22 protein-coding genes are annotated in these 20,286 nt (G+C 37.0%); 9 read left to right on the plus strand and 13 right to left on the minus strand.

Annotation, left to right across the window (positions count from 1 at the left end):
- The first annotated feature begins 49 nt into the window (after positions 1-49).
- On the plus strand, positions 50-586 hold the full coding sequence (locus tag LX92_RS09555; RefSeq protein WP_109650060.1) for a hypothetical protein: 537 nt from the start codon (positions 50-52) through the stop codon (positions 584-586).
- A 13-nt stretch (positions 587-599) separates the two neighbouring features.
- On the opposite strand, the gene LX92_RS09560 is transcribed toward LX92_RS09555, so the two are convergent.
- The 4 genes from LX92_RS09560 to LX92_RS09575 form a co-directional block, all read right to left on the minus strand.
- Entirely contained in the window at positions 600-944 is a 345-nt protein-coding gene (locus tag LX92_RS09560) for a hypothetical protein (RefSeq protein ID WP_109650061.1), read from the minus strand.
- Between the two features lie 240 nt (positions 945-1,184).
- Positions 1,185-1,346, minus strand: coding sequence for a DUF1328 family protein (locus LX92_RS09565; protein WP_109650062.1), 162 nt, complete (start codon positions 1,344-1,346; stop codon positions 1,185-1,187).
- Positions 1,347-1,547: 201 nt separating this feature from the next.
- Positions 1,548-1,997, minus strand: a complete 450-nt coding sequence (locus tag LX92_RS09570) for a ferritin-like domain-containing protein (RefSeq protein WP_109650063.1) — start codon at positions 1,995-1,997, stop codon at positions 1,548-1,550.
- Positions 1,998-2,230: 233 nt separating this feature from the next.
- Entirely contained in the window at positions 2,231-2,806 is a 576-nt protein-coding gene (locus tag LX92_RS09575; protein ID WP_109650064.1) for a hypothetical protein, read from the minus strand.
- A gap of 237 nt (positions 2,807-3,043) precedes the next feature.
- Here LX92_RS09575 and LX92_RS09580 point away from each other — a divergent pair, with 237 nt between their 5' ends.
- The 3 genes from LX92_RS09580 to LX92_RS09590 all read left to right on the plus strand — a co-directional run bounded on the left by LX92_RS09580 (position 3,044) and on the right by LX92_RS09590 (position 5,457).
- Positions 3,044-4,399, plus strand: coding sequence for an NAD-dependent succinate-semialdehyde dehydrogenase (locus LX92_RS09580; protein WP_109650065.1), 1,356 nt, complete (start codon positions 3,044-3,046; stop codon positions 4,397-4,399).
- A 26-nt stretch (positions 4,400-4,425) separates the two neighbouring features.
- The gene (locus tag LX92_RS09585; RefSeq protein ID WP_109650066.1) at positions 4,426-4,605 is read left to right on the plus strand and encodes a hypothetical protein; all 180 of its coding nucleotides are present in this window, start codon (positions 4,426-4,428) and stop codon (positions 4,603-4,605) included.
- Positions 4,606-4,770: 165 nt separating this feature from the next.
- Positions 4,771-5,457, plus strand: coding sequence for a head GIN domain-containing protein (locus LX92_RS09590; RefSeq protein WP_109650067.1), 687 nt, complete (start codon positions 4,771-4,773; stop codon positions 5,455-5,457).
- A gap of 680 nt (positions 5,458-6,137) precedes the next feature.
- On the opposite strand, the gene LX92_RS09595 is transcribed toward LX92_RS09590, so the two are convergent.
- The 9 genes from LX92_RS09595 to LX92_RS09645 all read right to left on the minus strand — a co-directional run bounded on the left by LX92_RS09595 (position 6,138) and on the right by LX92_RS09645 (position 16,328).
- Positions 6,138-6,452 (minus strand): hypothetical protein, encoded by a 315-nt coding sequence (locus LX92_RS09595; protein ID WP_109650068.1) that lies wholly within the window; start codon positions 6,450-6,452, stop codon positions 6,138-6,140.
- Between the two features lie 111 nt (positions 6,453-6,563).
- Positions 6,564-6,863, minus strand: a complete 300-nt coding sequence (hpf, locus tag LX92_RS09600; protein WP_109650069.1) for a ribosome hibernation-promoting factor, HPF/YfiA family — start codon at positions 6,861-6,863, stop codon at positions 6,564-6,566.
- A 204-nt stretch (positions 6,864-7,067) separates the two neighbouring features.
- Positions 7,068-8,087 carry an AI-2E family transporter gene (locus LX92_RS09605; RefSeq protein ID WP_109650070.1) on the minus strand — a complete coding sequence of 340 codons (1,020 nt, stop codon included), beginning with the start codon at positions 8,085-8,087 and terminating at the stop codon, positions 7,068-7,070.
- Positions 8,088-8,255: 168 nt separating this feature from the next.
- Positions 8,256-9,158 (minus strand): YihY/virulence factor BrkB family protein, encoded by a 903-nt coding sequence (locus tag LX92_RS09610; protein WP_109650071.1) that lies wholly within the window; start codon positions 9,156-9,158, stop codon positions 8,256-8,258.
- 901 nt (positions 9,159-10,059) lie between these two features.
- Positions 10,060-10,767, minus strand: coding sequence for a LytR/AlgR family response regulator transcription factor (locus LX92_RS09620; RefSeq protein WP_109650072.1), 708 nt, complete (start codon positions 10,765-10,767; stop codon positions 10,060-10,062).
- On the minus strand, positions 10,767-11,807 hold the full coding sequence (locus LX92_RS09625; protein WP_109650073.1) for a sensor histidine kinase: 1,041 nt from the start codon (positions 11,805-11,807) through the stop codon (positions 10,767-10,769). Before LX92_RS09625 ends, LX92_RS09620 begins: the two co-directional genes overlap by 1 nt.
- Before the next feature lie 145 nt (positions 11,808-11,952).
- Positions 11,953-12,540: a hypothetical protein gene (locus LX92_RS09630; protein WP_109650074.1), complete on the minus strand. Its 588-nt coding sequence runs from the start codon at positions 12,538-12,540 to the stop codon at positions 11,953-11,955.
- Positions 12,541-13,616: 1,076 nt separating this feature from the next.
- Entirely contained in the window at positions 13,617-14,234 is a 618-nt protein-coding gene (locus LX92_RS09640) for an HmuY family protein (RefSeq protein WP_109650076.1), read from the minus strand.
- Between the two features lie 12 nt (positions 14,235-14,246).
- The gene (locus LX92_RS09645) at positions 14,247-16,328 is read right to left on the minus strand and encodes a TonB-dependent receptor plug domain-containing protein (protein ID WP_109650077.1); all 2,082 of its coding nucleotides are present in this window, start codon (positions 16,326-16,328) and stop codon (positions 14,247-14,249) included.
- Positions 16,329-16,418: 90 nt separating this feature from the next.
- Between LX92_RS09645 and LX92_RS09650 the strand changes: the two genes are divergently transcribed.
- The 5 genes from LX92_RS09650 (at position 16,419) to LX92_RS09670 (ending at position 20,279) form a co-directional block, all read left to right on the plus strand.
- Entirely contained in the window at positions 16,419-17,330 is a 912-nt protein-coding gene (locus LX92_RS09650; protein ID WP_109650078.1) for a sirohydrochlorin chelatase, read from the plus strand.
- A 1-nt stretch (position 17,331) separates the two neighbouring features.
- On the plus strand, positions 17,332-18,744 hold the full coding sequence (locus LX92_RS09655) for a 4Fe-4S binding protein (RefSeq protein ID WP_109650079.1): 1,413 nt from the start codon (positions 17,332-17,334) through the stop codon (positions 18,742-18,744).
- A 131-nt stretch (positions 18,745-18,875) separates the two neighbouring features.
- Entirely contained in the window at positions 18,876-19,394 is a 519-nt protein-coding gene (locus LX92_RS09660) for a flavodoxin (protein ID WP_211315849.1), read from the plus strand.
- 17 nt (positions 19,395-19,411) lie between these two features.
- Positions 19,412-19,789, plus strand: coding sequence for an HsmA family protein (locus tag LX92_RS23055; RefSeq protein ID WP_109650081.1), 378 nt, complete (start codon positions 19,412-19,414; stop codon positions 19,787-19,789).
- Between the two features lie 151 nt (positions 19,790-19,940).
- Complete coding sequence (locus LX92_RS09670; RefSeq protein WP_109650082.1) at positions 19,941-20,279, plus strand: DUF6686 family protein; 339 nt, start codon at positions 19,941-19,943, stop codon at positions 20,277-20,279.
- Positions 20,280-20,286 lie beyond the last annotated feature (7 nt).

Here is a 20,286-nt window from a genome sequence, read left to right on the forward strand (position 1 = left end):
GGTTTTGAACAAGCGAACTACATTTATAGCTATTAAATAAATATTTACAATGAAATTAAATAGATATACCAGAAGAGCGATTGTGGGAGGGGCCATTTCCATGATGGTCATATTAATGGGGACCATACTCTTAGGAGAACTAAGCGGTCATGAAGCGAAGGTTCTTATCCAAAATTCAATCAACGGATTACATACGTTATGCAATACCATTGCATTGGCATCTGCCACGATTCTGGCATTGTTACTTACCCTTTTGGGCATCAGTTCTTCTTCAGATTCCAATCTAAAAAAAGAGCATTATATACATGTGCTGCATATTGCCAAACTAGATACATTCGTCTTTGTTGCATCGGTAATATCTTTCTTATTGTTCAATTTACCCATAACCGAATCGGAAAATGTCCCGGCTAATTGGTTTACCATTATTTACTATGCTTCAATGGTCATATCCAGTGTTCTGAGTGCCATCTTGATCGTCGTTGTCTTAATGTTGTACAACACGGTAGTGGACATCATTAAAATCGTAGGGTTGGGAATCAAGGACCATCCGCTTACCAAAGTTAATGAAGACGAACCTAAGGATTAGGATAGGTTTAAAATCAGATTTCCGTATCATGGATGTTGGCCTTTTGCGAAACATTTTCTTTTGGGATACGTTTAAAGAATTCTGCTATGTCTGTATTACTAGACGGACTATAATTGGCCAATACCGTTCCTTTACCGCCATCTTTGGTTTCAATGACATAGAGTATGGACATATCGGAAGGGTTACTGAATCCTTCAAAACGGTGTTCCGCCACGATATGAACGTCCATAGGGTTATAATCCATCGTAGTTTCAGGACTTATGAGCATATTATCAGCGGCCCTATATGAGTTTATGTATCCTTTTTCTACATAGTGTTGAATGTAATCTTTTTCGCTTTTCAAGTGCTTGTCTTTCATGGTTTTACTTTTTAAATGATAAACGGGCTTACTTCTAAGTGGAAGTTGCCCGCTTGTGCTTAATGGATTTTAATTATTTGTATGGTAACATTGCCTAAACCGGATTACCCCCATCTTTCTGATTCCCTATTTATGCTGTTATGGTCTAGATTATGGATAAAAAGGCAATAGATAAGATTTATATTATAAAGGATTTATTCAATGGTTCAGATAATGGAATTGGTTTCAGGAGTCTTGGAGTTAGACTTTTTTTCTGCCCGTCAACAAAGAGATAATAAAGAGAACAACGAATATAAAGAATAGGACTTTGGCTATACTGGCAGCACCTGCGGCTATGCCTCCAAATCCAAAAATTGCGGCTATTACAGCCAATATGATAAAAGTAATTGTCCAACGTAACATAGTAATGATATTTTAGTTTTGAGTTGATACCTTATCAACTTCTTCAATACAAAGATGGGATATTGTCAGCGTTTGGGCTGCCGTAATCCATTTGGTTATTAACGCTTTACGTTCAAACGGTCATAGAACTATCGTGATATAAGTTTATTTAAAAAAAAGGCAGCCATGAGGCCGCCGTTTTTTATTGTAGTAATTGTCTTTTTAACTAAGGTCTTCCAAATTCTTTATTTTGTTCAAATCATTTTTGATGTGATTCATTTGAAAGGTTAACATAGTAACCGTACTTGGGGGGAGGTCAGTATCCTTCAAGATATCTTTATATTCCTCTACTGCAGCTTTTTCCCCTCTAATGGATTCTTCAAGCATTGCCTCATCGTTATCCGCGGAAAAGAATGCTTTGGTATCCATCCAGGCCCTATGCATGGCTCCGGTAATACTTCCTCCTTTTTCAGGGGCTTCGCCAAATTGTCTTATTTCCATTTTAATGGAATGCCCAAAATCATGGCGTTCCCGGCTTTTTCTATTGAAAAACATCTTAAGGGCCGTATGCTCGGTATTTTCCGCTGCCTTCTTGTATCCTTTTTCCGCATCATAGGTCTTATTTAAAATATCGTTTAATTTTTCACTTATAGTTTCTGTGTAAGTACTCATTGTAATATTATTTTATGATTATCGGGAGTATTTTTTTAAGATGCATCCCTTTCAACATCCATTTGCAATTTAATTATGAACTTAATCTTGGATTGTTCCATTTGGTTCAATTCTTAGCTCAATTGATGAACACCCAGGATAGAATGTATGCTACATAAGTAAGAATCGCTAAATATAAATGGCCCTGACAAAGAAGCTGTCAGGACCATTTCCCTCATCAACCAAACAAAATATTATTTGGAATAAATCACTGTATAATCATTTAATGAATCTTTGAGACTGTCTATAGCGTCGAGATAATCATACTGCAAATTGTATACGCGGTCTGGTTTTTCACCTATTATATAATGTTTTATGTTCAAATCAGGCGCATTCAGCGTAACTTGGTCAGAGACCCTCATTTTTTTATCACCGATGGACTGCTCTGTGGCTTCCAATTTTGAGATAACATATAGTTTATCGCCTGCGGCCCAAATTTCCTCTATTTCAAGTTGGTGTTCCTTGTCGGTGACCTCGGCTTCTACCATAATTGTTTTTTCCGACTTTTCGTCGTTATCCGGCATTTTTACATCTATATATGGAACTTCAACTGTTTCTTCTTCCATGACCACCACAACTTTTGGGATATCCAACGTTTTTGTCTTTGTCCCAACATTTATATCTGCCCAATTGATGTCGTATTCGGGGAGTTCCCCGGCATCTGCGGTAACATCTATATCAACATCCGGTAATTCCCCTTTTTCCTCCTTTTTGATATTGCATGCACTGAGTACCGTTATGGATAATCCTAATAATAGTAATTTTTTCATTTTTAATATTTTTTGGTTCTTAAATCGTTTCAATGCAAAACTATGTGTACTTGCTTGGAAAAGAGTGCTCTAATGAAATTTTCATTGACGTAATACATTTACCCGTAGTAAATACACCACTTTCTTTTTGAAGCATAGATTGCTTCAATTATCGGTAGCATCAATATCTAAATGGATTGGGGCATTCCTTTAGAACCGATCAAGGTATTTTGGTTCTAACAAAAATTAAAGAAAGATATGATCAGAACAGTGAACCCCTATAACAATAATATATTAAAGGAGTATAAATCGCATTCCGATACTGAAATAGAAACAATCTTAAAAAAATCGGATTTAGCTTTTAAGGGTTGGAAGGAAGAATCTTTGGCCTTTCGTATTTCCCTACTACAAAAGGTTTCCAAACTTTTATTGGAGCGTAAACAGAAATATGCGGAACTGATGACGCAAGAAATGGGAAAACCCATTAGACAAAGTATTTCTGAATTGGAAAAGTGTGCATGGGCCTGTGATTTCTATGTGAAAAATGCAGAACGGTTTTTATCGGATGAACTAATAAAAACCGATGCCGATGAAAGTTTTATCAGTTATGACCCATTAGGGACCATTTTGGCAATTATGCCTTGGAACTTTCCATTTTGGCAGGTCATACGTTTTGCCGCCCCAACTTTAACTGCCGGTAATACGGCCTTGTTAAAACATGCCTCCAACACAACTGGGTGTGCCCTGGCCATTGAGCAATTATTTAAAGATGCCGGTTATCCTAATGGTTGTTTTCAGACCATCTTGGCAGATCATGAGGCCATAGAAAAGATTATTGGTTCTGATACGGTTCAAGGGGTCTCTTTGACAGGAAGTGAAAAAGCTGGTAGGGCCATTGCTGCCTTGGGCGGTAAGTTCCTGAAGAAATCGGTCATGGAATTGGGGGGTAACAATGCTTGTATCGTTTGGGAGGATGCTGATTTAGAACGATTTATAGGTGACATGGTAAAAGCCCGTATGCAGAATACCGGACAAAGTTGTATTGCGGCCAAGCGATTTATTGTGGTAGATGCAGTTTATGACAAGTTTATTAAGACATTCAAAGAGCATATACAATTATTAAAATCTGGAGACCCCATGAACGAACAGACGGACATCGGGGTCATGGCCCGCGGGGATTTAGCGGATACCTTGGAAGCTCAAATACGGAAATCCGTTAATAAAGGGGCTACGGTGACCCACGGAAACCGTAAGAAAGGAAATTATTTTGAACCTACCGTTCTTGAAAATGTTACTCCGGGAATGTCCGCTTTTGATGAAGAATTATTTGGTCCGGTCGCTGCAATTATAAGGGCAAAGGATAGGGATGATTCCATAAAGATAGCTTCCCATTCCAAATTTGGACTCGGCACCATGCTATTTACCCAAGATACAGAAGCGGCCAGAAGAATTATAGGGGATATCCCCGATGGTGCATTTTTTATAAATGAAATGGTAAAATCGGATCCGAGACTTCCTTTTGGTGGTACCAAAGCTTCAGGTTATGGTCGTGAATTATCCAAGGAAGGTATCCTGGAATTCGTCAATACAAAAACGGTTTACATTAAAAAATAGAATATTCAACTATAAAATATAGAACTATGAAACAAGGAAACGAAGAAGTCAAATTTGTAAAAGAACCCGAAGAGGAAACCCAAAATTATATTTTTCAAAAAAACAAAAAAACCAAAGTAGGGGTATTTGTTTTTATCACCATTTTACTATTCCTGATTATTGGGGTCATTACTTCCGTGACCTATTTCACTTCTGAGGCCTTATAAGTTACTTAAACAGCAATTGCGTTAGTAAAAAACCGAATTGCGATAATCCAAATAGCCTTGACAGGGTACTTTTGAATCTAGAAATAATTATATAAGAGATAATCAGATTCCAATAGATAATCCGATTTCTACGGATGTCAATGGAGTCAACAAAACTAAAATTTTATGAAGAAAATGGTAATGGCATTATTTGCCACAATTTTAACGACGATGCCTCTAATGGCACAAGACAATGAAATAACGGTAAACCTTGAACACTTTGAAGAGTTGAAGGTCTTTGATCAAATCAATGTGAATTTGGTCAAGAGCAATAAAAACTGGGCGAGTATTACCGGGGACGATACTGATGAGGTGAAAATTGTGAATAACGATGGGAGATTAAAGATACGTATGGAAACCGATAATTTCATGGATGGGAATGAAACCATGGTTACACTCTACCATACCCAAAACTTGTCATTGGTTGATGCCAATGAAGGGGCCAAAATAACCTCAAACAATGAATTGGATGCTAACTACCTAACACTGCGAACACAAGAAGGAGGTGAAATACATACCAAAGTGAATACCCGTAATCTGGATAGTAAGGCAGTTACCGGTGGCATTCTGAGAATTTCAGGGAGTACCGAAAATCAAGAGGTGAATGTGCGTAGTGGAGGGCAATATGATGCCAAAAATTTGATATCCAATCAATCGGATGTGACCATTTTTGCCGGAGGAAATGCCACCGTGACCACTGAGGAATATGTTGAAGCCAATGTGACCGCCGGCGGAACAATTGAAATCTATGGCAATCCTGAAACAGTAAAAGAAGATAAGACTTTAGGTGGTTCTATTATCCTAAGGAAATAATTGAACAGATTAATTAACAGAATATTCAAGGGGATGGGTTCGTACCCAATCCCCTTTTTTGTACCGTAATATCGTAAAACATTTATTTGGGCATTTTGAATAGAAATTGTCCTCGTACCCAAACATATTTTTAAAAGTTATAATTGTACTGATTACCCTTTTGAGTAGTGCTTGTGCAACGCATAGTCTTCAATATGAAAAAGGTCCATTGTCAAACCTGATTCCCAAACTCGATTGTCCAGTGAAAAAATATCTTGTCATTCCAATCTTTATCTTTTCAGTATCATGTGATGATCCTGTCCATTAGTGCCACCAGGCCCAATGTTACAAGTGGTACCTTCACCAAAGATGACGTGGTGCAAAAAAGGGGGACTTGCTGTTCTTTGGGTATTTTCTCAAAATGAAACTCAAATATTATGGTCGACCTGTACTGTATTCATGATTGGAATCATTCTATCGGTTATCGCTTTTGGAGAATGTTTTCAGCATTGTGGCCCTGAAAACGTTTTGAGAAGTTTAGAGTGCTCGATGGGAGCGGAATAAACATAAGTAATTTCGAGAGTGTAACCATTTATAAAAACATTAGGTAAAAAAAATACCGGGATAATCCCGGTATTTTTTTTCTTTGGTCTTAACCCATAAGATCATGAGTGATTTTGATTTTTTGCGAATTGTTCTATTCAATTGTTATCTACCCTATACCTTTCTGTAGTTTCTAAATTTTCGTTTCTATCCCCACCAGGTCCAAATAAATTATTTTCTTCATTGGAAATACTACCTTGACTAGAGGTTAAATTGTGTTCATTTCTACCCGGGATATCCAAATCCTTGCCAAAGAAATCTATACGGTCTTTGCGCTGTTGTAAAAGTAGATCATCATCAGGATCCATACTGAGCCCTTTTTTGCCTAAAGCATAAAGATCTTCTTTTGTCACTTCAGCGTTATAGGATGATTTTGGTTTCGTTGTACTTTCGTTATTGTTCTTTGTTTGCATTATCGATGTTTTTATACGTATTCTATTAAGGGTAAAGTCCCTTTGTTTTTTATTCGTCCATTGTGATGGATGAGGACCGGATCATGGGAATGATTTTTCGATTTATGAAAATTATCTAGCTCCCATTTTATTCTTTTGTTTACGTAATTGATCCTCTAGATCTCTAATTGTTTCCGAAATTGCCGCCTCAAAGGTTTTCGCGTTGGTTGAAGCGAAAAGCCTTGGTCCCGGCATACTTAATCGGATTTCACAGATTTGTTCATTATCATCCGTTCGGTTTTGCGTCTTAAAGAACACATCCGCCCTATGTACAAAATCAAATTTTTCTTGTAAACGATCCAGTTTTTCTTTGGAAATATTTTCCAGTCTATCGCTGGCAGTTACATCGTGGTATTCGTAAATTATCTGCATAGTATTGTTTTTTAGGGTTTCTTGAATAGACCTACTGGTCTTTAAAATCTTTAAATAAAAGTAAGGGAAGGTGGTTTAAGGCTTTAACCCAAATACATTGGATTTTAATGTTTTCGATTTATCCAAGCCCTAGAACCTGATTAGAAATGGGATGTATGACAAAACCAATCTTGAACGGGCCATAGGCTCTAAAGAAAGATGTATTTATAACTTCTGATTCTCTTGTCCATATTCATTTTTGTAAATACTTACCACAATAAGAAATAAGCTGATCAATAACGGCCCGAAAATCAATCCGATAAAACCAAAAAGTGGCACACCTACCAACACTCCGGTTAAAGTGATCAGGGGATGAACGTCCTCCAGCCTTTTTAGCACATACAATCGTAAAAGGTTATCAGTAGCACCGATGGCTACAAGACCATAAATTAAAACTCCCCATGCCTGGAAGGTATTCCCGTTGGATAAAGCCAATAAAAAAATAGGAATGGTACCCAATGCGCTTCCAACAAATGGAATCATGGAGCCAATGGTTACTATTGCTGCCCAAAAAAAAGGATCGGACACACCAAATATCAAAAAGCCAATTAATCCAACAATACCCTGCCCAAGGGCGACCAATGGTATTCCCAAGGAATTAGCACGTACTTTTTTCGTGGTTTCTATTCCTATGGTCTTAAGGTTTTTGTCTTTAATGGGAATGTATTCAAAAAGGGAAGCTTTAAGTTCTTTCCTATTGGTAAGCATAAAAAACAATAGAAAATACATCAATGTCACCGCTATCAGGGTATTGAAAGTCCCTCCGGCGAAATTTTGCAAGTTATCAGACAGCCATGTGGTAATGGCACTTGTATCGATTTCCGAGGTCATATTAAAATATAAATAGGATTCCAGTCGCTCCACTTGTGATTTGGCGGCATTGATTACTTTCTGTGAATTATCGACCGCAAACTGCACTTTACTGCCCATCATGAGTCCCAAGCCAACTATAGGGACCATAATACATAAGAAAGATAGGGCCATTAAGAAAATAGCGGCTAGATTAGGATACCAACCTTTTGCCGTTAATTTTTCCATAGGCTTTCGAAGAATAACGTATATGGTTATAGCCCCTAGCACACCACTTAAATACGGAAGCATCTCCTGAAAAATGAGACCTCCCATTAGTAGTAAAAGGAGCAAAACGAAAATCTGCCGTATTATTTGTGGGCTTATATATTTCATAGTTATGTTTTATGATTGATGAACTTGTTATTCATAAAGCCTTAATGGGATTCGGCAAGGGTACTTTTGAATAGCTCTACATTTTATTTTCTAAAATTGGGGAAACAATACGAAGATTGTTAGTGTAATCCGTTTAAAAATTGACTCAGGAAAGAAGTGAAAAATAAGTCATTTTTTAACGGCAATATCCGAAGGTTCGATACCTGCGCCATATCTATTGGCATAAACATAGGTGAATTCGGCACCGAAAAATAATATTAGAGATGAGTATGATACCCATAGCAGGATCAGTACAATGGTTCCGGCTGCGCCATAGGTAGAACCTGGTTCTGCATGTCCAAAATAAAGGCCTAACAAAAACTTACCGATAACAAAGAGCAGGGCTGTCAGTAAGGCCCCTGTCCAAACGGTTTTCCATTTTATTTTTACATCGGGCAGGTATTTGAACATTAAGGCGAAAAGAACGGTTATGATCCCGACCGATAAGGAAAAGTCCAGAGCATAGCTTAAATACACCAAAAAGTCGGGTAAAACGGTACGAATATAATTAGTCATGGCACTTATCGCCGCAGTCACCATAAAACTTATGAGCAATAAAAAGCCGATTACCAAAACGAAGGCAAAACTCAATATTCGGTCGGTGATGACCTTCCAAATTTTTGCATTGGGCTTTGGAGCTATTTTCCAGATTTCATTCAATGATATTTTTAATTGGTAGAATACCCCCGTAGCACCGAAAAGTAAGGTCCCGATTCCAATGATGGTAGAAAGGGTGTTTTTATCAGAGTTACGGGTTTCTTTGATGATATTTTCAATGGATGTTGCAGCATCCTTTCCCAAGGCCGATGAAAATTCACCCGTTAATTCACCTTGTACGATTTCATAACCCCAAATAGAACCGACCAAATTTATAATGATCACCAATAATGCGGGTAAGGATATAACCGCGTAATAGGCAACAATCGCACTTAATCGAAAAGGGTCGTCTTGCATCCACGCTTTATACGTTTTTGAAATAAGATCTGGCAAGTGCTTAATTTTGAAAACGGTGGTGGTTTTTTGATTTTTCATGTATCAAAAATTTTTAAGTATTGATAGATAAATGAACATGTTTTCCCCAAAGTTTTTAAATGCTTTTGAAAAAACGAAAGCCTCATGTTCTAGTTGGGGAATATTCAAGATTCTATCTATTGGTAGTAAATAGTCTTGTTTTGAACTAACCCCGTTAAGGACATTTTTTTTACTATGGAAAACTACTGTATTCGGCTTAAAAGGATTTGCTCGATTACTTGAAATTTTAATGATATCAATTAGCCTATTGAAAGATCTAGGTTACGTTGATTCATAATCCAAATTGAATGAATTATTCTACTTTTAAACAGTTCGGTTTAACGGTAGGAGATCAGGAAGCTTACAAGATGAGTTAGGGTACTTTATCGGCAAACCAAAATAGAATCAAAAGTTCAAATAAAGAATCGTTATTTAGGATCCTTTTTAGCCGGAATCATGATTGTATATACCATCAGTGGCAATGTACTTACTTTTAGGAATATCACATAAAAAAAAGAGATCCATATAGAGAAAACCTTGCATGTTCATGCCAACGATATCCGTATTTAAAAAAGGAATGTATTTTACCATTGGTGGTATGACATTGACAATTATCTTGCTTTTTGTATAAATCAATAAATTTTAAGGAAGCTAACAATTATGGTAATTTCAACATAGTGAAGTGCTCATAGAAATCGGGCGTCTTTAACAAAATATAACAAGTCCAACTGGTCTTGGCGCTCTTACTTTTCCACCAATTTTCGGTGTGTTGTCCAATGCCTTGTACAAGGCTACCGGATGAGGACATTATCAGCAACCTTTTCTCGACAATCCTATATATAAGGGTTGGGGTAGCGGCCATACATAATCTGCCCGCTTACATTATGGCTTTTGACTTGCCGGATGAAGACTTTCCTTGACCTTATCCGTTACCAACCAATTTTTGCACTTCGTCGCGAAAAGTCTCCCCGACGGAAAGCTCTTTGTCTCCCAGAAAAATGCTGTTCTTACGTATTGCGGTAATCGCATTGATGGCCACCGAATACGATTTATGTACCCTGATAAATTTGTTCGGAGGCAGTTCCCTTCCCAGTTCCTTGAAACTGGTGCGAACCACTAACGGATGTTCGGCACTCTTTAAATGAAATTTGATATAATCGCCATAGCCTTTCATCCATATGATATCTTCGAAGGTTATTTTTACTTGACTGTAATCGGCATTCACGAAAAAATGGTCTTTACCCTGAGCGGTGGAATTTGTACCCCGTACGGACTTGAGTTCATAAAGCTCCTTGGCGCGGTTACAGGCCTTGATAAAGCGCTCTAAAGCCACGGGTTTTACTAAATAGTCAACAACATCAAGATCGTAACTCTCAACGGCATATTGTTTATAGGCAGTAATGAAGATGACCAACGGTTTCCTTTCTAGACTGGCTATAAATTGGAGTCCGGTCAGTCCGGGCATTTGAATATCGATAAATATGAGGTCTATGGGGCTCTTTTCCATAATTTCCATCGCCTCAAACGCATTGTTGCAGGTCGCCACCAAATTTAGGAAAGGTACATTACTTATGTTATCCTCTAATAACCCTAACGCTAAGGGTTCGTCATCTATGGCAATACAGTTCATTAGGATACGAGTTTTAGTTTCAGGGTAATGGAATACCATTCGTCGGACTTCTCGATGTCGAGATCATGATTCCCAGCGTACAATAGTTCCAGCCTTCTTTTTATATTGGCCAGACCGATACCGGAGACCTTGTCCTTAGCTTGGTCATTATCAATATATTTGTTTCGCACCGAAAAAATGAGCATACCGTTGATCGCCTGCAGTGAAATGGTAATTGTCGGGGCTTCGACCATACCTGTACCGTGTTTAAAGGCATTTTCCACAAAGGGAATCAACAGCATCGGTTCGATGGCATGCCAGTCTTCCTTCAAATTCAAATCAACATTTAAACGAAGCCGGTCCCCGAAACGAAGCTGTTGCAGGTCGATATAGCTCCTTAAATAATCGACCTCACTCTTTAGAAGTACTTTTTCATCATCGGTATCATAAAGCATGTACTGCATCAGGGAGGATAATTTTAAGATGGTGGGTTCCAATTTGTCGCTTTTCATCCGCACTAAGGCGACCATATTGTTAAGCACGTTGAAGAGAAAATGCGGACTGATCTGGGACCGCAAAAAAGCGAGTTCCGTTTTGAGGTTTTCACTTTCCCGCTCCTTTGATTTGCGATCCATCTTCAAACGGTCGCTTACCGTTTTATAGGCAATAGCTATTAAAACAAAGAACAGAAAAGGAAGGGCGTTGTGCCAAAGGGCCGTATTGAGCGAATAAGGAAAGTCGAACCCTAGTGCATCATAGACCAATCGGTTGATCAAGAGTATCCCGATCAACAATCCCAAGTTCACTGCCAGATATATTAAAATGTTTTTGCGATACAACAATCGGGGAATGAAAAAAAGCATATTCAAATAGAAGGTCGCGACCCAAATGATGTTCATAACGATATTCAGGACAAGAATTTTACGGGCAAATTCCGTTGGTACTCTATCCCCATCCCACTGTAATGAAAAGATATAGGGAAGCGCGAAGATGAACCCCCAAACCAGCAGATGAATGATTATCGCTTGGTATTTTTTTAATGAATTCAGTTGTAATTGCATAAATATCCTTCTTGATTGGCAAGATAACCAAAACTAAGATATGCTTTATACAGCATCATCTTGCGTAATACGGATTAATGAGAAAACGGCCTTAACTAATTTCCAAAGACCGTTTTCCACTAACAAACAAATTATAAGTTCTTTTTTATTCGATTGAAATACTTTGGCGATACGTGTTCTTACCATCATGTACGACTACAATGTAATTGTCCCGTATCGCATTTTCGAAATTGTAGACATTGCCGATGTTCAAATCACCCATAAAGACCCTGCTATCCAATTGTTCGTTGTTGCCATTGACTACCTTGACCTTTACGGTGTTCAAGTCTTTGTTCAAAAGATTCAAGAAGATTCTATAACCCGATTTTCTTAAAACGGGGATTTGCGAACTTTCCTTTTTGTTGGCGATTTTGATTTCTCTATTATTCAAGTTTATTGTATAGACCAATTTTTTAAGAGGATTCTCCACGGTAAAATAATAGATACCGTCTTCCAAGTTCTTAAGGTTGAACTTTTTGGTATAGGAACTTTCTGATACGTTTTCGTAATGGACGATGTTATCGTTTGAATCCGTTAACCGTACTTCTGATTTGCTGGAAGTGGCATCCATTTCCAAAACAAGAATTTTTGCTTCGCTATCAGTTTTCAAATCGATTTTAGGCTCGGTCGCCATACCCGTCGTTATGGCGAACAATAAGGTCAATATTGCGGTGTTTTTTAAAATATTTTTCATGATATTTTGTTTTATGTTGTTAATGATTTACAAGGCAAATTTACGGCACAATACAGGGCCTAATGGGAGAATGCGATGAACCTTGGAAAGTTTGCGACAAACCTGATAAGTTCATGGTTTGATAAATAAGCATACGAATCGAGCTGTCTCATGTAAAAGCAGAAATCACCAAAATACGGAAGACATAAAGAAAAACTATGCTGTTTAAATCACCTCCTATGGCAAAAATTATGATTTACGTAGATAAACTTGTTGACCTCCTCCTCTTAAAACGGAACTATTTAAAAGTAGAATTGGTTAACTTTAAGTCTAGGTAGGCAATTGATTAAGATGAGTTAGGGTACTTTATCGGCAAACCAAAATAGAATTAAAAGTTCAAATAAAGGATTAAATAGATTACTTATTTATTAATTTTAACTTAGTTAGAAGTTCATCTTTGAATGTGGCAGTGGTATGAACTATCTTTGATTAAACCTGTCAGAATTGGGCGTTTACTGGTTTTTACTTCTTGTTTTGAGGATTAGTGAACATTTATGATGGAAATCAAGTCTAAGTGATTTTGGTTATTCAAAAGAAAATGTTTCCTCTTTAAGGTTTAGTTTTATGTAAAGGAAGGACTATTTTATTTTACACTTTTCCAAAGTAGCGTCCATGTTGAGTATAAATTGGGTGCCAAGTATCAAATCTTCCATGTGCTCTAATATGTCATCATTGACTTTAATACATACATCTATCCATGGACTTGTTGTCCATATCTTATTGCATCTATTACCATTACAATCCTGACAATTACATGGCTCTTGGGAATTACGTATTATCTCCAATAGATAGTCCATTTCTTTTTCCGATATAAAAATACGCACCGTATCAATGACAATTTGAAGTTTGCATGTTGGGTTCGATGTATTATTTATTCTGTAGCATGCTCCATAATTATTTTTATAAATCAATTTCATAAGACCCTTTATTTTTAAAAATATTGAACTTTAAAAAGGGCGTAGTGTATAAGTAGACCTACGCCCTCAAACCTAAATAAACTAGCTCAAACAATTATTTCCTTGGCTTGTATCCCTAAACTAAAATGTGGTTACCCCTTCATTAGGCTGGTAAACATAGTTAAAGGTGTAATATTGGCTGTCATTCGAAGTATCACCGTCATAATAATAACTTAGTATTTCAACTTTTGCAAAATGACCATCAGCAGTTCTAAAAACCAAGATTTTACCAGCCGTAGCAGTAATAATGTGCGTAGTACTATCATAAGTATACCATCCATTTCCAGAGCCAGATGTAATTGCAAATTCTTCAGCACTATCTTGTACAAAGGAGCCTTCCGATATTGAAAGAACGCTGGCAAAAGTATCGTCCACGATATAGGCTGCTGCTTCCCCTGTTCTTTCGGGTTCAGAGACAAGGCCCATTGCTTCACCACCGTTAACTAAGATCGAGGTTCCCCTGAAGGCAATATCCCAATCCGTACTACTTTCAGTAGTGTTTCCGGAAGAGAAATCGAACTTAATAAATTCCCCAGCTACGGTAGGGGGTGAAGTAGTGTAGTCTGAAGTTTGCTCGGCATGTAAATTTGTGACCTGACTAGATTCAACATCCAATAGTACAGGGTCATCATCATCACTGCAAGAGGATAGTCCTAAAATGGAGATGGCTAAAAGGATTGAGATTTTAAATGTTTTCATGGTTAAATTGGATTAAAAATTAATATTGAGTTTTACATAAATAAGTCGGCCAGGTATACTGGTTATATAATCTGAATCTGTAAAATCGAACAAGTTGTCTACTCCAAACCCTAAGCGAAGGTGTTCGGAGAAAGTCTTGTTCATGGCAAGGTCACAAATAGCAAAACCATCTACGAATGAGTCGTAATCATCTAGATAGTTATTGTTGTTAGTATCATAAATACCATATTTACTTCTGTATGTTATTCTAAGGTTGGCGTCAATTTTTGATTTCGGATGGTTATAGAAAACTTTTCCGTTGGCCATATGGCGAGATCGGTTGTAGAGTCCGAAGTAATCTTCTTTCTGCAAATGAAAAGAAGGGGAGCCGGTATTCAATCTCGCAAATATTTCCCCATTTTCGAAAGCGTTTACGGCCGATTTATCTTTGGCATACAATAGCTGATATCCTGCGGATAAGGTTAAGTTCCGGGATGGTCGATAAGTAGTATTGATTTCAACACCTTGCGTATAGACCTCATTGATATTGATATAACTATATACGTTTTGGCCGTTGGTTTTCGTGGCAATGACCTGTGTATCTATTAAGTCATGAATATTATTCCGAAAAGCATTGATCTCAAATGATAAACTTGTAGATGGTTTATACTGAATTCCTAAATTGAAGCCCAAGGAATTTTCCGCCTTTAGATTTCCATTGAACTCCGTTACGGGGGCAACTATTGTTGTTATTTGCCCGGCTTCTTCCAACTCTTCGATTACATTGGGCACCCTATTGTACCCAATTACCGTATAGCCAACGGTTGAATTTGTGAAATCCAAGTACAATTGTCTAAAATCGGGTGCTTTATACCCATATCCCACGGATCCTTTTATGGCAATTTCATCTGTTATTTCGTACCTAAGGGCTGCCTTTGGGCTAAACTGGGATTCATATTTATTATGGGCATCAAAACGAGCTCCTAATATTACATTTAGGTTTTCAATGGGTTTGCTGTCATATTGTAAATAAACATATGGGGCATCAAAAATAGGTTTGTTCGAAAAATCGGTTCTATCCAGTGATTCATGTGTCCAGCCGACACCAGCAATAAAAGAATGATTTTTTGAAGGTTCAAAAGCAATACGTACTTCTGGTCGTAGCATTATTTGGTCAAAAAAACTATCACTATAATAGGAATCGTCCTCCGTATAATTCAAATAACTGTCGGTTTTATAGCGTGTAGTATAGAAGTCTAGATAACCATTCCATTTTTCATTGAATTTTTCATTGAATTTTAAGTGGGCGTTCCATTCATTTATGCGATTCTTCCCTGCCAGATCCTCTGTAGGTATATAATCTTGGTTTTCTGTGAAATAGCGACCAGAGAGGGATAGGGAAGTATTTTCCGAAAAATCGTAACCGACCTTTAAGTTAAATGTATAGTTATGATAAGGGTCCACGGTTTGTAAATCATCGGATTCATTCAAATCATAACCATCTGTACTATTTCCATTGGCAAAACCACTAATGCCTAGCTTGTTTTTCTTATAGTTCAGGGTGGTACTGATGTCATGGGAATTAAGGGTGCCATATCTATATCCTAAATTACCTCCAAAACCTTGTTGTGGATTTTTTGTGATAATATTTATGACCCCTGCGAGGGCTTCACTGCCATAAAGACTTGAAGTTGCCCCCTTCACTATTTCAATTTGTTGAATATTACCTACGGTAACCCTGCTTAAATCCAATGTTCCCGCAGTACGCCCGATCAAAGGGGCGCCATCGATCAGTACTAAGGTATAATCGGAATCCAATCCTTGCATTTGCACACCATCGCCATGGTCCTGTACTATGGTCAAACCGGTTTGTTCATTGATAATATCACTCAGGCGTAACGAATTTATATTCTTGATTTCTTTATTTGTTACTATATGTGCTTGTAATGGCAGGGATGAAAGTTGTCTTGTTGTACGCGTTGCAGTAACGATTACTTCATCCAGTTCCTCCGTGTATGTGGAGTCTATAGAGGATCTTACTATTTCTTGTCCAAACGAGGAAACACTTAATAAGATTGAAAAATAAATGAAGAAAACATTTTTATTTAGAATCATTCTTAATAGATTTGACACAAATATAATCGTTATATAGAATTAATCTAAATAAAAATAAAGAAAATTAAAAATCAGCAAAACCATACAATTATGAAAAAATCATCATCCTTTCTATTGCTTTGTGCCATTATAATTTTGACCTCTTGCGGCCAGGGAAATAATAAAGAAGAAGCCAAAAACCAATCCCCAGATAAAAAAATAGGGGTGTTACTGGTCAATCACGGTTCGGTAGCAAAATCGTGGCGGCAGATGTTGTTGGATGTAGAAGAGGATGTAAAGGAAACCATTTTGTCCAATCCAAAAATCAGTAAGGTAACAACCGCCTTTATGGAGTATACGGAGCCATCAATCGCTACACAAATGAAGGAATTTGATAAAGAAGGTTTTGATGAGGTTATCGTGGTGCCGATCTTCTTAACGGTTAGTTCGCATTATAGTCACGATATCCCTGTTATTCTTGGAATTAGTTCTGACCCAAAGGCAAAAGAATACCTAAACGGAAAAGAAAAAATAGAGGTATATAAAGCTAAGGCAAGAGTAAGTGTGACGCCACCTTTGGATTATTCAACTTTATTAAAGAAGAATGTTGAAAGACGTGTAAAGGCTTTAAGTGAGAATCCTGAAAACGAGGGTGTTTTATTGGTTGCTTATGGTGATGCACAATACAATCAGCAGTGGGAGGAAATGGTAGATAGTATTGGGAAATACCTAAAAATAAAAAGTGGACACGATAGTATTGCTTATGCGTGGTGCGGGCATTTGGTAAGTTATTCTACCGAGCCTACGATTAAGGGGATAGAGAAACTAATGCAATTGGAAGATCGCGTTATCGTAGTGCCAATTTTAGTAGCCAATGACCCTTATTTTCAGAATGATATAATTCAAAAAGCCGTTGATGCTGTAGAAGGAGAGGTCGCTTATAAACAGGATGCCATATTACCAGATAGTAATCTAAATAAATGGGTTATCGATATTACGAATAAAACAGTGGAAAGTTTATAGTATGGATTCAGTTGGTCGGTTGGTTAAAAAGGAAAAGAAGAAAATTATTGCGACTTTGATCGTTGCAGCGGTTTTTCTGTTTTTCTGGATCAATGGTCCATTGATGCAGTCTGTGGGGTTATTAAATTTAGAATCTATTGAAACCAAATATTCAAAACCGATATTAGTCGGGGAGGAAGGTGTGGACAATAAGAACATTTCCTCATTTAATACAATGACATTGAATGAGGAACACACTTTTGGCTATGGACTGGTTATCGATAAAAAAGAACCAGCTAAAAATTGGGGATTAGTGGCCGATGTCAAAAATAACCCCAATCTATCCTTAGAACATAAAGATGCAGTTTTTGAACATGCCAAGACCTTTGCCCATGGATATGAAAATATAAGCATACTGACTTCAATGGATATGTATTATGCCTTGGTTTCCGTTAAGGGGGATTCGGATATTTATTTAGAAAGCACAGATCTTATTAAAAATATCAGGGGATTTGCCGGTGAGATACATGTGGGTATTTTCATTAATAAAGAAGGGTTCATTACGCAGGTAGAACATATTTCGTCAAAAGAAACGAATAGCTATTTGTCCGATATTAAAAAATCCGGTTTTTATGAACAATTCCAAACGATTTCATTGACCAGGGGCAGTCAGGAAATTGATGCCGTTTCTGGTGCCACCATTACCTCTAAGGCCATTGCCCAAACTGTTTCCGCATTGGTCGAAAAAGGAATTCCTTATCCCATTTCAAATTATAATGATGTTGATGGGATAAATACATTTAGTATTGAGGCAAGTTTAAATAAAGTGTGGATTTTTCATATAGGTGTTATTTTCTTAATGTTTGCGTTCACCATGCAGAAATGGATTAAAAAGACAAAAAAATCAGTATTGGCATTAAGCCTTTTATCTGTTATTTATATTGGCTTTTTTCTAAATAATTCATTCACCTATATTTCATTTATCCATCCTTTTGTGGGTACCTCGGTATCATCATTAATAGGACTATATGCATTATTTGTTCTAATTGGGGCCATATGGGGTAAAAATACATACTGTAAATATGTTTGTCCTTTCGGAAATATTCAACGTTTGATAATTCAAGTCAATCCTTTAAAAACAACACGAAGGTTCTTTATTTCTAATAAATGGTTAAAAAGAATCAGGGCGGCAGTTACGGTTATACTACTTACAGGGGTTTTATTGGGGCTACGAAACTGGAGCAATTTTGAATTGTTTCCGGATTTATTTGGATTTAGTACGCTTGGGGTTTGGACCATTATTGCTGTGATAACGATTTTAACAACCCTTATATATCCAATGATTTGGTGTAGGTTGTTATGTCCTACGGGATCGATCTTAGATGGCATTTCCGATATCATGAAATACAAACGCAAACATAAACATAAACCTTAATTCGGGATACCATGCAGGTTCATGATAAAAATATACAAAGCAATCCTGGATTTAAGCATAGCCGGATCCTTGGTCTAGAAAAGTATACGTGCCTTTACTTGGAGGTTCAATAAAATATAAAAATTAAAATTATGAAAATAGGTCTTTTTTATGGCTCTGATACAGGTAATACAGAGGAAGTAGCAAACAAAATAGCGAAAATTATTGGGGAGGAATATGTAGATGTCCATAGCATCGGCAAAGTGTCAAATGCCGATTTGGAAATGTATGATCATTTAATCTTTGGAACATCCACTTGGTATGATGGAGAACTACAAAGCGAATGGGAAGATTTTTTGCCAAATCTTGATGAAATAGACTTTTCAGGGAAAACAGTCGCACTTTTCGGATTGGGAGATCAACTCACTTATGGGGAATATTTCATTGATGGTGTTGGGATTATTTATGATAAGATTATTGAAAGAGGTGCCAAAGTCGTGGGACATTGGCCAATTGATGATTATGATTTTGAGGAGTCGGTTGCTGAAAGGGAAGGTAATTTCGTTGGATTGGCCCTTGATGATGACAATGAATATCAAAAAACCGATGGTCGAATTAAAAAATGGGCGGATCAGCTCAGTACAGCCTTTAGGTTTACGGTTAGTATATAGAATAAACTATAGAAATTATGCCAACGATTGTAAAATTTGCATTACTATACTTCACTTTAGCCCTGTTGTTTTATTCGATTGGGGTATGGGCAGAACGAATAATAAGAACTTTAAGGCCTTGGCATTTAATTTTTTTTTGGCTCGGACTAGTCGCTGATACATTAGGGACAATTTATGTGAAAGCCCAAGTAGGGGAGGAGTTGATTTTTAATTTTCATACCATTACGGGAATTTTTGGATTGTTTTTAATGGGGATTCATACAATCTGGGCTTCTTATGCCATAATCAGGGGATACCCAAAACAGCTTATGACATTTCATAGGTTTAGCTTGATTGTATGGACTATTTGGTTGATTCCTTATTTTACAGGTTTTTTTTCTGGAATGACCCGGTAGGTCCCAAAATAGATTAAACAATAATACATGCTATTTTTTAAATATTGATTTAGGTACTAAAAGGAAAATGGACATATGTTTTTAATTGAAGATGTGCAATCATTAAATAATCCACAAGTGGTGTTGTAATTCAAGATAAGAACCAAATATTATGACAAAGATTATCGGATATACGGAAAACGGAAGCATTTTTATATGTTCTAAATGCAAATTAATCCATTTTGAATTTAAGAATCTGGGGTTTAATTTCAACCAAAAGGAATTTGAACATTTTGCTAAGTACATTCAAAGGTTGGAAGGTGATTATTGGGAAATAAAAAATGCGAATAATTATTTCAAACGAAAAATAGCCATCCCGATCGGCCAAAGTAATTTCAATGTACTTCTAAATAACAATGAGCTTTTGGAGCTAAAGGATTTGTTTTCTGGTGCAATCAAAAAGCAGCAGGACCCAACAGGGCTTTTCGATTATACATTCAATAACAACTAAAATAGGT

Origin of the sequence: Maribacter polysiphoniae (genome assembly GCF_003148665.1) — a bacterium.
GTDB lineage: Bacteria > Bacteroidota > Bacteroidia > Flavobacteriales > Flavobacteriaceae > Maribacter_A > Maribacter_A polysiphoniae.